This is a genomic window from Stenotrophomonas sp. STEN020, from assembly GCF_056760195.1.
Genome location: NZ_JBRREI010000010.1, coordinates 77,680 through 91,663, shown reverse-complemented (window position 1 = coordinate 91,663; position 13,984 = coordinate 77,680). Strand labels below are relative to the sequence as shown.

Genomic DNA, 13,984 nt, shown 5'->3' with positions numbered 1-13,984 from the left:
TTGCGGACTAGATCAAGATCAAAAGCTCACCCCTCCCCAACCCTCCCCTTCGCTACGCGAAAGGAAGGGGGTTGAAGCTGCAGTTGCGCAGGATGCTGCAGGCCGCACGAACCACCCCCTCCCTTTCGCGCAGCGAAGGGGAGGGCCGGGGAGGGGTGCTGTTGCTGTTGCTGTTGCTCAGCTTTAAAGCTTCAAGCGCCGATACAAGGTACTGCGGTTAACCCCCAACCTTTTCGCCGCCAGACTCACGTTGCCATCGCAGGCCGCCAAGGTCTGCCGCATCACATCCAAAGCCAGTTCCTGCAAACTGCCATCCACCACCGGAGCAGCAGCAATACGTCGCGCAGCCTGATGCAGATACTCCGGCAGCAGTTCCATATCAATCACCGCACCCGGTTCGGTCAACGCCACCAAGGTGCGCAGGCAGGCCGCAAGCTGGCGCAGATTGCCCGGCCAGTCATACGCAACCAGCGCACGCTCCGCCTCAACACTCAACACACGGCCTTGCGCCAAGGGCTGCCACATCGCCTGCAGCAGCTGTGCGCGGTCGTCCGCATCACGCAGCGGCGACAGCCGCATCACGTGATCGGCAATGCGGTAGTACAGATCGGAACGGAAACGGCCTTCATCCATCGCCTGCTGCAGATCGCAGTGGGTGGCGCAGATCAGCATGAAATCCAACTTGACCGGCTTGCCGCCGCCCAACGGTGACAACTCGCGGTCCTGCAGTACGCGCAGCAGGCGTGGCTGCAGCGCCAACGGCATGTCGCCGATTTCATCGAGGAATAACACGCCGCCTTGCGCCTGCCGCAGCAGGCCCTGGCTGCCTTGTCGGCGCGCGCCGGTGAACGCGCCTTCCTCGTAACCGAACAGTTCGGCTTCGATCAGTCCCTCCGGCAGCGCTGCGCAATTCACCGCAACGAAGGGCTTGCCGCTGCGGCTGCCTTGCGCGTGCAGCGCGCGCGCCGCCACTTCCTTGCCGGTGCCGGTTTCGCCCTGCAGCAGCACCGGCAGGCCGGCTTCCAGAACACGGCCAGCGCGCAGCAACTGCTCGCGCTGGCTGGTATCGAATACAACGGCGGGTGCGGCAACCGTGGTTGGCAAGGGCCGCGCCAACGGTTGCGTGGTGCTGGTCGTCCGCGTGCGCGCTGCGGGTGTTGGCGCATCCAGTTGGCCATGCAGCAGGCGACCGCTGCGATCCTGCAACATGCCTTCATCGCGCATCCGCGACAACGGCATCTCGAACAGTGCCTCATACGACGCGCGGCCGATATCGCCACGCTCCAGGCCGAACAGATGCAGGCCGACGCCATTGGCGGCCACCAGGCGGCCGTTGCGGAAACCGAGCACGGCTTCGCCTGCGGTGCCCAGCAAGGTGCGGTCGTGGTGCAGGCGCAGCAGTTCGCAGTCGCCAATGCCGTTCTCGAAGAAGCGGTGTTCGATGCGGTTGGCGGCCAACCGCGCCAGACCCATCGCGTGCATCTGCTGCACACTGGCCGGGCCGCTGATGTCGAGCACACCGGCCAATTGCCCATGCGGATCATGGATGGGCATGGCCGAGCAGCTGAGGATGCCGTGCGGTGCGTAGAAGTGTTCGCCGCCACGCACCTCCACCGCGCGGCCCTCGACGATCGCGGTGCCGATGGCATTGGTGCCCACCGCTGATTCGCTCCAGCACACACCGGGCATCAAGGCCACCCGCCCGGCCTTGTCGAGGAAACCGGCGCTGCCTTCTGCATTGAGGATCCAGCCGCTCTCATCGGTCAGCAGCACGATGCTGCCGGTGCTGGCGGTGTGTGCGGCCAGCCCATCCAGCTCAGCGCGCGCCAATCGCCACAAGCGCTCATGGCGTTCGCGCAGTTCGCGCAGGTTGTGGCCAGGCAGGGGTTCCAGGGCGGGCTCGGCATCCACCAGCAGGCCGCTGCGCTGGCAGCGCCGCCATGACTGCAGGATGTTGTCGGGGACGGTGCCCACGGGCGTGGTGCCGCGCTCGAAGAACGAGCGGCGGGCGTTGCCCACGCGATGTTGCAGTGCCAGTGCCATGACCGCTCCTGTGTCGCATTTTGCGACAGCTGTTCAAACCACTGTTCCGATTAACACCACACCCGGACGGGCGCTGCAATCACCTGCGGTTTCGCAGTGCAGCAAATCTGTCGACGTGTCGCCGCAATCAATGGCTTTTCATCGTGCCGCAACGCAACAGGCGGAACTTGGCATCGCTCTTGCGCCCGTTGTAGCCACCGCCACACACGCGGCCCACACACCGCTGAACCGGAGATTCCACAGATGAACGCAGTCCTGTCCGCCAAACCGCATGCCACCGATCCGCAGTCCCTGTTCAAAGCCCGCTATGGCAACTACATCGGCGGCCAATGGGTAGCGCCCCGCAGTGGCCAGTATTTCGACAACACCACGCCGATCACCGGCAAGGTGTTCACCCAGGTTGCGCGCTCCAATGCCGAAGACGTGGAGCTGGCGCTGGACGCCGCGCACGCGGCCAAGGATGCCTGGGGCAAGCGCTCGACCACCGAGCGCGCCAATATCCTCAACCGCATTGCGGATCGTATCGAGGAAAATCTTGAACTGATCGCCCATGCCGAGACCTGGGACAACGGCAAGCCGATCCGCGAGACCCTCAACGCCGATGTGCCGTTGATGGCCGATCACTTCCGCTACTTCGCCGGTGCCTTGCGTGCACAGGAAGGCAGCCTGTCGCAGATCGACAACGACACCGTGGCCTATCACTTCCACGAACCGCTGGGCGTGGTCGGGCAGATCATCCCGTGGAACTTTCCGCTGCTGATGGCGGCGTGGAAGCTGGCACCGGCACTGGCCGCCGGCAACTGCGTGGTGCTGAAGCCGGCCGAGCAGACCCCGGCCTCGATCCTGGTGCTGATGGAAGTGATTGGCGACCTGCTGCCGCCGGGCGTGCTCAACATCGTCAACGGTTTCGGTCTGGAAGCCGGAAAACCTCTGGCCAGCAGCCCGCGTATTGCCAAGATCGCCTTCACCGGCGAGACCAGCACCGGCCGACTGATCATGCAGTACGCCAGCCAGAACCTGATCCCGGTGACGCTGGAGCTGGGCGGCAAGTCGCCCAACATCTTCTTCGCCGACGTGATGGCCGAGGACGATGATTTCCTCGACAAAGCGGTGGAAGGCTTCGTGATGTTCGCCTTCAACCAGGGCGAGGTCTGCACCTGTCCGTCGCGGGTACTGATCCAGGAATCGATCTACGAGAAATTCATGGAGCGTGCACTGGCACGGGTAGCGGCGATCAAGCAGGGCAATCCGCTGGACCCCAACACCATGGTGGGTGCGCAGGCCTCGCAGGAGCAGCTGCAGAAGATCCTGTCCTATATCGAGATCGGCAAGGCCGAAGGCGCCGAAGTGTTGATCGGCGGTGAGCAGAATCAGCTCGACGGTGATCTGGCCGACGGTTTCTACGTGAAGCCGACGGTGTTCAAGGGCCACAACAAGATGCGCGTGTTCCAGGAGGAAATCTTCGGGCCGGTGGTGTCGGTCACCACCTTCAAGACCGAAGAAGAAGCGCTGGAGATCGCCAACGACACCTTGTACGGCCTCGGTGCCGGCCTGTGGAGCCGCGACGCTTCACGCCTGTACCGCATGGGCCGTGCGATACAGGCAGGGCGGGTGTGGACCAACTGCTACCACGCCTATCCGGCACATGCCGCGTTCGGTGGCTACAAGCAATCGGGCATCGGCCGCGAGAACCACAAGATGATGCTCGACCACTACCAGCAGACCAAGAACCTGCTGGTCAGCTATTCCCCGAAAAAGCTGGGTTTCTTCTGAACCAAGCCCGGATCCGCCCGGTCGGCACTGGCCGGGCGTGATCTGGATCAAGGCGCCAGGCCGAGCTTGGCGCGAAGCTGGACTTATCCCCCGCAAAGGAGATCCATTGATGGACAAGACGATGAAGGCGGCCGTGGTCCGCGCGTTCGGCAAGCCGCTGGTGATTGAGGAAGTAATCGTTCCGCGCCCGGCCGCAGGCGACATCCTGGTCAAGATCGAGGCCTGTGGCGTCTGCCACACCGACCTGCACGCCGCCGAAGGCGACTGGCCGGTGAAGCCCAATCCCCCGTTCATTCCCGGCCACGAAGGCGTCGGCCACGTGGTCGCGGTGGGTGCAGGCGTCACCCATATCAAGGAAGGCGACCGCGTCGGCATTCCGTGGCTGTATTCGGCCTGCGGCTACTGCGAGCACTGCCTGGGCGGCTGGGAAACCCTGTGCGAAGCGCAGCAGAACAGTGGTTATTCGGTGAACGGCGGGTTCGCCGAATACGCGCTGGCCAATGCCAACTACGTCGGCCTGCTGCCCAAGGAAGTGGGTTTCGTTGAGATCGCGCCGATCCTGTGCGCGGGCGTCACCGTCTACAAGGGCTTGAAGGTCACCGATACCAAGCCCGGCGACTGGGTGGCGATCTCCGGTATCGGCGGCCTCGGCCATATGGCGGTGCAATACGCCAAGGCGATGGGCTTGAATGTGGCGGCGGTGGATATCGACGACAGCAAGCTGGCCCTGGCCAAGCGCCTGGGCGCCAGCATCACCGTCAATGCCCGCAACACTGATCCTGCCGCTTTCCTGAAGAAGGAAATCGGCGGCGCGCATGGTGCTCTGGTCACCGCGGTATCGCCCAAGGCCTTCGAGCAGGCACTCGGTATGGTGCGACGTGGTGGCACGGTGTCCTTGAATGGTCTGCCGCCGGGTGACTTCCCGCTGGACATCTTCGGCATGGTGCTCAATGGCATCACCGTGCGTGGTTCGATCGTCGGCACCCGCCTGGACCTGCAGGAATCGCTGCAGTTCGCTGCCGAAGGCAAGGTCGCGGCGACGGTGAGCACCGACAAGCTGGAGAACATCAACGACGTGTTCAAGCGCATGCATGCAGGTGCGATTGAAGGGCGCGTGGTGTTGGACTTCAACGCCTGATCGCAACCGGCCAGCACATCCGCACCTCCCCCGGGGTGTGCTGGCTGGATTGCTTTTTGCTTTGGCTATTGATCTTCTCCTCTCCCCTTGCGGGAGAGGATGCCGAAGGCAGGAGAGGGTGCGGCGAAGCCGCAATAGCTCACGCACCTCCAGATTACATACCCATCGGTAGCCAAGCATTGCCAGCTTCGCGGCTGACGCCGCTCCCACAAAACAGCTGCGTGCCGAAGGCAGGAGAGGGGGCAGCAAAGCCGCTGAGCTCACGCAACGTCAGATTGCATCTCAATCGGTAACCAAGCATCGCCAGCTTCGCGGCTGACGCCGCTCCCACAAAAGCCCCCCACCTTCTCGACTAGCGTGCATGCACCGCCGCCACCGGCATGCGATCCAGCGCCAGCCACGCGTCTTCAACAAGATCCCGCACCTGCTCCCAGCGTAGCCGCGAACCGCCGCGCGCCTGTTCCCAATGCTCGGCAAGCTCCACATCGGTGTCGCCGCTGCCACGCGGCCAATCCGCCGCATGCGTTGCCAGTGCGAATGCATAGGCCGGTTGCAGGTCCAGCCAACCGCGTGCACCACGCCGCCGCCGTGCATAGTCATCCAGGCTGTACTGGACGAAGTCCTGCGCCACTTCGTCGGCAGCGTGCTGGCTGCGCCTTAGCCGGCCACGCCGCATCACCTTGGGATCGGCACCAAACAAGGTTGGTGCAATGGGGTGTTCGATGCGATCGGGGCGGTACATGGCACAACCCTCCCTGTTGGGCGCTAACAGTTACGCCCGGGGCTGTTAGTTGGGGGTGAGCGGGGTGTTTAGATGGTTGTTGGGTGGGTGCAACGGCAAAATCAGGGGCAGAAGCACCCCTCCCCAGCCCTCCCCTTGCCTGCGGCAAAGGGAGGGGGCAAAGCGCGCCTAGCTCGCGGCCAGGCTGCTCAACGCGTCCATTGCCATTGCAGGCCAACGGTGAAGCCGCGATCTGGGCCAGGCTCGTAATAGCGCTGGTTGCCGTCGTTGACGATCACCGAGCCGATGTAGCGCTGGTCCAGCAGGTTATCCACACGGGCGAAGGCGCGCAGCGGCCCGCGTGAGGTGGCCCATTGCCGCGCCATCTCCAGGTTCAGCAGGCCATAACCGGCTGCGTCGGCGCTGCCCAGATCGTTCGCGCCGATGTCGCTGGCAGCCACCACTTCGGCCGCCCACTGCCACGGCCCCGGCTGCCATTGCCAGCGCGCGAACAACTGCTGGCGTGGCACGCCCGGCAAACGTGTGCCCGCAGCTACCAGGTTGCGGGGCTGGGTGCAGGGCGAGGGCAGGCCGGTACAGGTCAGGTAGGCATCGCGCACGCTGGCTTGTAGCCAGGTATAGGCCAGCTGCAGTTGCTGGTCGGCAGCAATCGGCTGCTGCCAGCTCAGTTCCGCGCCTTGGCGCCGGGTCGCACCGATGTTGCGATAGCTGCTGCGGCCACCACTATTGGTCGCCACCGCCAGTTCGTCATCGCTGTCGGCACGGAACAGTGCCAGCTCCAAGCGCGCACCGCTCTGCGCCCGCCATTTGCCGCCGATCTCGTAATTGCGAGTGCTGCCGGCCGCCAGATCCAAGGCCAGACCTGCACCGCCATCAGCGCGATAGCCCAGCTCATTGAAAGTCGGTGTTTCAAAGCCCCGCCCAGCCGAGGCGTACAGGCGCAGATCGTCACTGGCACGGAACACCAGACCCGCCACCGGTGTGGTCGCCGAGTAATCACGGCTGCCGCTGTCATCGGGATTGGTGGCGGTGATGTAGCGGTCGCGCGAACGGAACTGCACCTCGCTGTGGCGCGCACCCAGCAATGCCGACCAGCGCGGGCTGAACTGCCACCAGGCCTGGACGAACTGGTCGATGTTCTGCACCCGGTCGTCTTGGTCACGACGCAGCCGGCCCTTGATGCCCAGCGTGCTGCCGATGAAGTTCTCGTAGCCGGTCCGGTGCTGCTGCTGGCGGTCGGCATTTGCGCCGACCACCAACTCCAGCGGCTTGCCAGCCAGTTGCCCGTGCCAGGCCCAGCGCGCGTCCACGCCGCCGTAATCGCTGTCCAGGTCGATCACCCCGCCCGAATGCAGGGGACTGTTCTGCGGCCCCGGCGGGATCGCCAGGAACTGCTCCACCGCGCGCTGCCCGGCATAACCCATCAGCCGCCAGGTCTGCTGACCACGCTCGGCGCTGTAGACCGCACCGAGCTGCGTCTGCCGCACCGACTTGCGGGTGTTGTACTGGGTAGCCACGGCGGTGGCCTGGCGCGGGTTCGCGCGCACCTGCTCACGGCTCAGCCCCAACGGGTCCTGCGCATGCGGCGCATCGAAACCGTTGAACAACAGTTCCAACCGCTGGCCGGCCGCCAGATCAAAGCCCAAGCGCGCATTCACCGATTCACGTCGGGCCGCGCTGTGCTCGCGCCAGCCATCGGTACGGAAATGGTTGGCCGCCACGTTGTAGTGCAAGGCCCCGGCCAGGCCCTTCAGCTGCACGCCGGTGCTGGAGGTATTGTTGCTGCCATGGCTGCTGCGCAGCCGCCACGGATCGCCGTCCTGCCCGTCCGCGCTCCACAGCTGCAGCACGCCACCGGAGGAATTGCCGTACAGCGCCGAGAACGGCCCGCGCAGCACCTCCACCCGATCGGCACCAAATACGTTGAAGTGCGAAAGCTGCCCCTGGCCATCGGGCATGGTCGCCGGCACCCCGTCGACCAGCAGCCGCACCCCGCGCACGCCGAAGGTGGAGCGCGCGCCAAAGCCGCGCAGCGACAGCTGGGTGTCCTGTGCATAGTTCTGCCGGTCACGTGCCAGCAAGCCGGGCACGGCGCCCAGCACTTCGGAAAGCTGCGCGCCACGGCCATTGCTGTCGGCGTCCAGCGCCAGCGTGGTGCTGGCGGCGGGCAGGTCGAAATCATCCACCGCATGGACCTTGGCCGCCTGAACCAGCACCCGATCCAGGCTGGTGGCAGGCAGCTCATCAGCCATGGCCGGCCATGCCAGCAACAGCCCGTAGAACACGAAAAACCGATTACAAGTCCGCATCCGGGCATCATCCCCGATCTTCGGAGGCGGTGACATCGCCCTGCGCGCTGAAGTTCCAGCTGAAACCCTACGGCCAGCGGGCTCCAGCCCTGTTAGGATGATGCGGTTCTGAGCGCGTCGTTGCTGCATCCCGCGCCGAGCACCCCCACTCCCCGCCACTGATACGAGTATCGCCGTGTCCTTCTTTGCAAACGTGGAACAGGTACCTGGTGACCCGATTCTGGGTCTGACCGAGGCTTACAACGCTGACAGCCGCACCACCAAGGTCAATCTTGGCGTGGGCATCTACTACGACGAAAGCGGCCGCATTCCGCTGCTGCGCGCCGTCAAGCAGATCGAGCAGACGCTGGCCGCCGAGGCCAAGCCGCGCGGTTACCTGCCCATCGACGGCCTGCCGGCCTACACCCAGGCCACCCAGAAGCTGGTGTTCGGCGAAGCTTCGGATCTGCTGGCCGCTGGCCGCGTCGCGACCTCGCAGACCGTTGGCGGCAGCGGTGCGCTGCGCGTTGGCGCCGACCTGCTGAAGCGCCTGCTGCCGCACGCCACCATCGCCATCAGCAATCCGAGCTGGGAAAACCACCGCGCCGTGTTCGGCGCCGCCGGTTTTGACGTGGTCGACTACACCTATTACGACAACGCCGCGCACGGCCTGGACTTCGCCGGCATGCTGGCCGACCTGCAGAAGCTGCAGCCGGGCACCGTGGTGCTGCTGCACGCCTGCTGCCACAACCCGACCGGCGCCGATCTGAGCACCGAGCAGTGGAAGCAGGTTGCTGCGCTGATGAAGGACCGTCAGCTGTTCCCCTTCATCGACATGGCCTACCAGGGCTTCGACAAGGGCATCACCCAGGACGGCCAGGCCGTGCGCATCGTCGCCGAGGCCGGCATCGACAGCTTCATCGTCGCCAACTCGTACTCCAAGTCGTTCTCGCTGTACGGCGAGCGCGTCGGTGCGTTGTCGGTGGTGGGCCCGGATGCAACCTCGACCAAGGCCGTGCAGTCGCAGGTCAAGCGCATCATCCGCACCATCTACTCCAGCCCGTCCACCCACGGCGCCGCGCTTGTCGCCGGCGTGCTGAACAGTGGCGAGCTGCGTGGCGTGTGGGAAGCCGAGCTGACCGAAATGCGTGAGCGCATCCACGCTCTGCGTGCTGGCATGGTGCAGAAGTTGGCCGCCCTGGGCGCGCCGGAATTCGGCTTCATCCAGCAACAGGCCGGCATGTTCTCCTACTCGGGCCTGAGCAAGGCACAGGTAGACAAGCTGCGTGACGACTACGGCATCTACGCCGTCGGCACCGGCCGCATCTGCGTTGCCGCGCTGAGCCAGAACAACCTGGATTACGTGGCCAAGGCGGTTTACGAAGTCAGCCGCGGCTGATGCAGCGTTGCTGCTGATGTGATGAAAAGCCCGGGGAAACCCGGGCTTTTTTGTGGCTTGAGGGTTGTGGATAAGGCTGTGGAGCAAAGGCTTCAGAGCTTTAAAGCACCCCTCCCCAGCCCTCCCCTTGCCTACGGAAAAGGAAGGGGGCAATAGCTGCAGCCCTCGCCATTTCGCGAACTGCAGCTTAGCCCCCTCCCTTGCGCCAAGCGCAGGGGAGGGTTGGGGAGGGGTGCCGTTGCTCCAGCTCTTGCCGTTGCCATTACCCAAAGCCTTATCCACACCCCCCTGTGGATATCCAACAGCTACCCCGGCACCAGCCAGGTAACCAGCACCGCAGCCGCCACCATCGCCCCAAGCCCAATCGCCACACCAGCCCCATAGCGCACACCACCGCTGGCAAACGCCAAAACCGACTTGGCCAACGACGCCGAGGCCAGCAGCGCCACCACACCCCAACGCGCCTGCGCCAACTCCAGGCCACCAGAAGCGGTAAGCCCGGCAATACTCGCCGCCGCCGCGTGCAGCTCACCCAAGGCGGCAATCGTCGCCCCGGCCAGGGCACCGGCCTGCCCGAACAACTGCCGCAGCCCTTCGGACAACAGCAGCACCACCGCAATCACCAACGCGATCAGCAGGGCGTGCTTCAACTGGAAGGCCTTGCTTGCCGGCCCTTGCGGCACCGCTTCATCGGCCACATGGCGCAGCCCCAACGCCGAGCACAGCAACAAAACCAGACACGCCGCCGCCAAAGGCCATGCTGACGCTTTCAGCAACGTCGCCGAACTTGTGCCGATAACGGCGGCAAACAGCAATAACGAAGCAAGATTAGCCAATAACGCCGCCGCTACCGAAGGCATCACCAAGGCCGGCGCAGCGCGACTGCTGCGGCCAAACCCAGCCACTGCCGCGGTAGATGAGGCGAAGCCCGAAAAGAACCCGGCCACGGGCAAACCCCAGCGCGCGCCCACCGCGCGCAGCGTGATATGGCCGAGCATGCCCACGCCCATCACCAGCACCACGATCTGCCACAGCTTGGACGGCACCAGCACGCCCCAGGGATCGACCGCGCTATCCGGCAGCATCGGCAGCACCACCAATGCGCAGGCGGCCAGCAGCAGGGCATCGCGCACTTCCTGGTCGCTGATCACTTCCCGGCTCAGCCGCGCCAATGGCGCCTTCGCCCACAACAGGATCGCCACCACCACGCCCAGCGCTGCCGCCAGCGTCTGCTGCTGCATGCCCAAGCCGCCCAACAGCACAGTTATCAACAGGGCGATTTCACCGGTCAGGCCGGGATCTTCACGCGAAGTGATCCGGTAACTGGTCCACGCCAGCGCCGCCACCGCCAGCAGCGCGACCACGAATACCGCTTGGCCCAGCATCAGCGCTGCCGCACCCAACAAGGCCGACAGCGCATGCGTACGAACGCCGGCCTGCAGGCTCTTGCGGCCACCGTGCTGGCGCTCGCGCACCGCGCCGATAAGCAGGCCGATGCCCAAGGCAGTCAGCAAACCGTGTGTGGCCTGGTTCCAATCCATCGTGTTCTCCAGCAAGGACCTGAATGGTACGAGGCCTGTGGATAAAGCCAATACCCACGGACTTATCCACATCTCATTCCGATCTGGAGTTATCCCCAAACGCTTGTGGATAAGCCTCTTACGCCCGCCATGGCTGGGCTTTCCCCCGCCACGGCAACTGCGCAGCGCATCGGCTGGCAGGCGCTGTCCAGATTTGTCCACAGAAAGACAAAGTCTGGCCACGGCTCGCTAAAAGCCGAGCCAGCCGCGACAATAGCGCCCCTTTCGTCTGAAGGTAGTTGCCGTCCATGTCCCGTACGTCGCTGACCCGTTTCCTGATCGAAGAACAGCATGCCAAGCGCATCAACGCCGACCTGCGCCAGTTGGTGGCCGTTGTCGCCCGCGCCTGCACCAGCATCTCGATCGCTGTCAGCAAGGGCGCCCTGGGCGGCGTGCTGGGCGATGCCGGCACCGGCAACGTACAGGGTGAGGCGCAGAAGAAACTCGACGTGATCTCCAACGAGATCCTGCTCGAAGCCAATGCCTGGGGTGGCCACCTGGCCGCCTGCGCCTCCGAGGAAATGGATCACAGCCAGCCGGTGCCGTCGGAATACCCGCTGGGCGACTTCCTGCTGCTGTTCGATCCCCTCGATGGCAGCTCCAACATCGACGTCAACGTCTCGGTCGGCACCATCTTCTCGGTGCTGCGCTCGCCCAAGGGTGTGGATAAGCCAGGCGACGAGCACTTCCTGCAGCCGGGCACCCAACAAGTCGCCGCCGGTTACTGCATCTACGGGCCCAGCACCATGCTGATCCTGACCGTCGGCCATGGCACCCACGCCTTCACCCTGGACCGTGAAACCGGCGAGTTCGTGCTGACCCAGCGCGGCATGCAGGTGCCAACCGACACCAAGGAATTCGCCATCAACATGTCCAACCAGCGCCACTGGGAAGCGCCGATGCAGGGCTACGTGGCTGACCTGCTGGCCGGCAAGGACGGCGTGCGCGGCAAGGACTTCAACATGCGCTGGATTGCCTCGATGGTGGCCGACGTGCATCGCATCCTGACCCGCGGTGGCATCTTCATCTACCCGTGGGACAAGAAGGACCCGTCCAAGGCCGGCAAGCTGCGCCTGATGTACGAAGCCAACCCGATGTCGCTGCTGGTCGAACAGGCCGGCGGCGCCGCCACCAACGGCCGCGAGCGCATCCTCGACATCGCCCCGACCCAGCTGCACCAGCGCGTGCCGGTGTTCCTCGGCTCGAAGAACGAAGTAGCCGAAGCCACCCGCTACCACCGCGAGCACGACCTGCAGGGCTGAGCTTCTGCCCCCTCCCTTTGCCGCAGGCAAGGGGAGGGTTGGGGAGGGGTTGGTTTTTGAGGCCTTTCAGGCATTACCTGGAAAGCCCCTGCCGAGCATGGCTCGGCACTACACATGCGGGGCGGTTCGCGCCACCATCGGCGGTAGCTCTCCGGAGATACCGTCGATGCGCACATTGATACTGCTGTTGTTGTTGCTCCCCGGCTGGGCCTGGGCACAGACACCGGCAACGCTTGAACAAGCCGATACGGCGTGGAACCAACTGCGCCTGCAAGGAGATGCCAAAGCGCTAGCACCACTGCTAGCCGACGACTGGCTGCTCACCCATTCCGATGGCCGCGTGCAGCACAAGGCCGACTATCTGCACGAGCTGGCAACGCGCCAGCGCCGCAACACCCGCATCGACAACGAAGACGTGCAGGTCCGCCAGCATGGCGACACCGCGGTGATCACCGGCACCAGCGTGCAAGCCGCCATCAGCGATGGCAAACCCTGGGAAGGCAGGTTCCGCTTCACCCGCGTCTGGCTGCTGCGCGACGGCCAATGGCAGATGCTGGCCTCGCACTCCTCCCGGCTGGAAGCCACGCAATGAGCGTGCCCGACTTCATCGAGGTCTACGACAACGCACTGACCGCCGCCGACTGCGCAGCCATCGTCGAACGTCTGCGCCACAGCACACAGCTCAAACCCGGCCAGGTCGGTAGCGGTGTGTTTCCCGAACTCAAACGCAGCCACGACCTGCGCATCAGCGGCAATGAGGGCTGGCGCGATGTCGAGCAGCGTCTGCAGCAGGCGGTGTTCAACGGCATGCTGCAGTACCTGCGGCGTTATCCACAGGTTCTGATTTCGCCTTTGATGCTGCAAGTACCCGATGCGCAAGGCCAGGCGCGACGACTGCGTGCGGATGATTTCCAAGGTATGAACGATGCCGCGCTATCCGAGCTCGCGCGCACCTGCCTGCGCCCCGGCGCAATCAACCTGCAGTGGTACACAGCAGGCGAGGGCGGCTATCCCTACTGGCACTGTGAGCTGTTCCCGCGCGATCCAGGCGGTGAAACACTGCATCGGCACCTGCTGTGGACGCTATACCTCAACGACGGCTTCGAGGATGGCGAGACCGAATTCCTGTTCCAGCAACGCAAGGTGGTGCCGCGTACTGGCAGTTTGTTGATTGCGCCTACGGCATTCACCCATACCCATCGTGGCAATCGCCCGCAGGGTGGGGATAAGTTCATTGCGACCAGTTGGATATTGTTCCAGTCGGCGCAGCGCTTGTATGGCGAGGGAGGCTAGTTGCAACCATTCCTGCGGAAAGCTCGTTATTGGGTAGAGCGGCGCCATGCTCCGCTGGGGCTTTCCCGGTAAGGCCTCTGCCGAGCATGGCTCGGCACTACAGAGACTGTTGCAACCTTGCGTCATCACAGAGGTGCCCACCAATGAAATGGCTTGCATTGTTTGCGCTGCTGGTAGTTCTGCTCAATTTGATTGCCAGCTTCTTCATCTTCCGCATCAACGATCAGACCGGTACGCAACGCCTGCTCCAGCTCGCTGTGGTCTGGCTGTTACCGGTCATCGGTGCAGTACTGTGCTTGGCATTCGCCACATCCTTGCTGCCTGCCGCTGCGCGCGGCCAGGCAACTGACGCCGGCATGATGGTTGGCGATATCTCTGGCCATCACATTGCCGACGGAAGCGATTGCAGTGATGCAGTTTCCTGCGACGGAGGTGGCGGCGGTGGGGACTGATGGATGCGCTTTCT

11 protein-coding genes are annotated in these 13,984 nt (G+C 64.4%); 7 read left to right on the top strand and 4 right to left on the bottom strand.

Going from position 1 to position 13,984, the window contains the following annotated elements:
• Positions 1–183: 183 nt before the first annotated feature.
• Positions 184–2,043, bottom strand: coding sequence for a sigma-54-dependent Fis family transcriptional regulator (locus ACVOLZ_RS06575; RefSeq protein WP_481515481.1), 1,860 nt, complete (start codon positions 2,041–2,043; stop codon positions 184–186).
• Positions 2,044–2,286: 243 nt separating this feature from the next.
• Here ACVOLZ_RS06575 and adh point away from each other — a divergent pair, with 243 nt between their 5' ends.
• Both adh and adhP read left to right on the top strand, forming a co-directional pair.
• Complete coding sequence (gene adh, locus ACVOLZ_RS06570) at positions 2,287–3,816, top strand: aldehyde dehydrogenase (RefSeq protein ID WP_481515480.1); 1,530 nt, start codon at positions 2,287–2,289, stop codon at positions 3,814–3,816.
• A 109-nt stretch (positions 3,817–3,925) separates the two neighbouring features.
• Positions 3,926–4,954 (top strand): alcohol dehydrogenase AdhP, encoded by a 1,029-nt coding sequence (adhP, locus tag ACVOLZ_RS06565; RefSeq protein WP_481515479.1) that lies wholly within the window; start codon positions 3,926–3,928, stop codon positions 4,952–4,954.
• A 352-nt stretch (positions 4,955–5,306) separates the two neighbouring features.
• Here adhP and ACVOLZ_RS06560 read toward each other — a convergent pair whose 3' ends face one another.
• A complete protein-coding gene (locus tag ACVOLZ_RS06560; protein ID WP_303750102.1) occupies positions 5,307–5,630 on the bottom strand; it encodes a hypothetical protein in 324 nt (107 codons plus the stop codon).
• 254 nt (positions 5,631–5,884) lie between these two features.
• Positions 5,885–8,005 (bottom strand): TonB-dependent receptor family protein, encoded by a 2,121-nt coding sequence (locus ACVOLZ_RS06555; protein WP_481515478.1) that lies wholly within the window; start codon positions 8,003–8,005, stop codon positions 5,885–5,887.
• 175 nt (positions 8,006–8,180) lie between these two features.
• Here ACVOLZ_RS06555 and ACVOLZ_RS06550 point away from each other — a divergent pair, with 175 nt between their 5' ends.
• A complete protein-coding gene (locus ACVOLZ_RS06550; RefSeq protein WP_481515477.1) occupies positions 8,181–9,383 on the top strand; it encodes an amino acid aminotransferase in 1,203 nt (400 codons plus the stop codon).
• Between the two features lie 305 nt (positions 9,384–9,688).
• On the opposite strand, the gene ACVOLZ_RS06545 is transcribed toward ACVOLZ_RS06550, so the two are convergent.
• The gene (locus ACVOLZ_RS06545) at positions 9,689–10,924 is read right to left on the bottom strand and encodes an MgtC/SapB family protein (RefSeq protein WP_481515476.1); all 1,236 of its coding nucleotides are present in this window, start codon (positions 10,922–10,924) and stop codon (positions 9,689–9,691) included.
• Positions 10,925–11,211: 287 nt separating this feature from the next.
• Between ACVOLZ_RS06545 and ACVOLZ_RS06540 the strand changes: the two genes are divergently transcribed.
• The 4 genes from ACVOLZ_RS06540 to ACVOLZ_RS06525 all read left to right on the top strand — a co-directional run bounded on the left by ACVOLZ_RS06540 (position 11,212) and on the right by ACVOLZ_RS06525 (position 13,970).
• Positions 11,212–12,225: a class 1 fructose-bisphosphatase gene (locus tag ACVOLZ_RS06540; RefSeq protein ID WP_481515475.1), complete on the top strand. Its 1,014-nt coding sequence runs from the start codon at positions 11,212–11,214 to the stop codon at positions 12,223–12,225.
• Positions 12,226–12,391: 166 nt separating this feature from the next.
• Entirely contained in the window at positions 12,392–12,817 is a 426-nt protein-coding gene (locus tag ACVOLZ_RS06535) for a nuclear transport factor 2 family protein (protein ID WP_481515474.1), read from the top strand.
• Entirely contained in the window at positions 12,814–13,518 is a 705-nt protein-coding gene (locus ACVOLZ_RS06530; RefSeq protein WP_481515473.1) for a 2OG-Fe(II) oxygenase, read from the top strand. The genes ACVOLZ_RS06535 and ACVOLZ_RS06530 overlap by 4 nt, the downstream gene beginning before the upstream one ends.
• 143 nt (positions 13,519–13,661) lie before the next feature.
• Positions 13,662–13,970 carry a hypothetical protein gene (locus tag ACVOLZ_RS06525; RefSeq protein WP_481515472.1) on the top strand — a complete coding sequence of 103 codons (309 nt, stop codon included), beginning with the start codon at positions 13,662–13,664 and terminating at the stop codon, positions 13,968–13,970.
• The last annotated feature ends 14 nt before the right edge of the window (positions 13,971–13,984 follow it).

Coding starts and splice junctions, on each gene's coding strand:
- ACVOLZ_RS06540 (WP_481515475.1), top strand. CDS start 11,212: ATGTCCCGTACGTCGCTGACCCGTTTCCTGATCGAAGAACAGCATGCC.
- ACVOLZ_RS06575 (WP_481515481.1), bottom strand. CDS start 2,043: ATGGCACTGGCACTGCAACATCGCGTGGGCAACGCCCGCCGCTCGTTC.
- ACVOLZ_RS06545 (WP_481515476.1), bottom strand. CDS start 10,924: ATGGATTGGAACCAGGCCACACACGGTTTGCTGACTGCCTTGGGCATC.
- ACVOLZ_RS06530 (WP_481515473.1), top strand. CDS start 12,814: ATGAGCGTGCCCGACTTCATCGAGGTCTACGACAACGCACTGACCGCC.
- ACVOLZ_RS06560 (WP_303750102.1), bottom strand. CDS start 5,630: ATGCGGCGTGGCCGGCTAAGGCGCAGCCAGCACGCTGCCGACGAAGTG.
- ACVOLZ_RS06525 (WP_481515472.1), top strand. CDS start 13,662: ATGAAATGGCTTGCATTGTTTGCGCTGCTGGTAGTTCTGCTCAATTTG.
- adh (WP_481515480.1), top strand. CDS start 2,287: ATGAACGCAGTCCTGTCCGCCAAACCGCATGCCACCGATCCGCAGTCC.
- ACVOLZ_RS06555 (WP_481515478.1), bottom strand. CDS start 8,005: ATGCGGACTTGTAATCGGTTTTTCGTGTTCTACGGGCTGTTGCTGGCA.
- adhP (WP_481515479.1), top strand. CDS start 3,926: ATGGACAAGACGATGAAGGCGGCCGTGGTCCGCGCGTTCGGCAAGCCG.
- ACVOLZ_RS06535 (WP_481515474.1), top strand. CDS start 12,392: ATGCGCACATTGATACTGCTGTTGTTGTTGCTCCCCGGCTGGGCCTGG.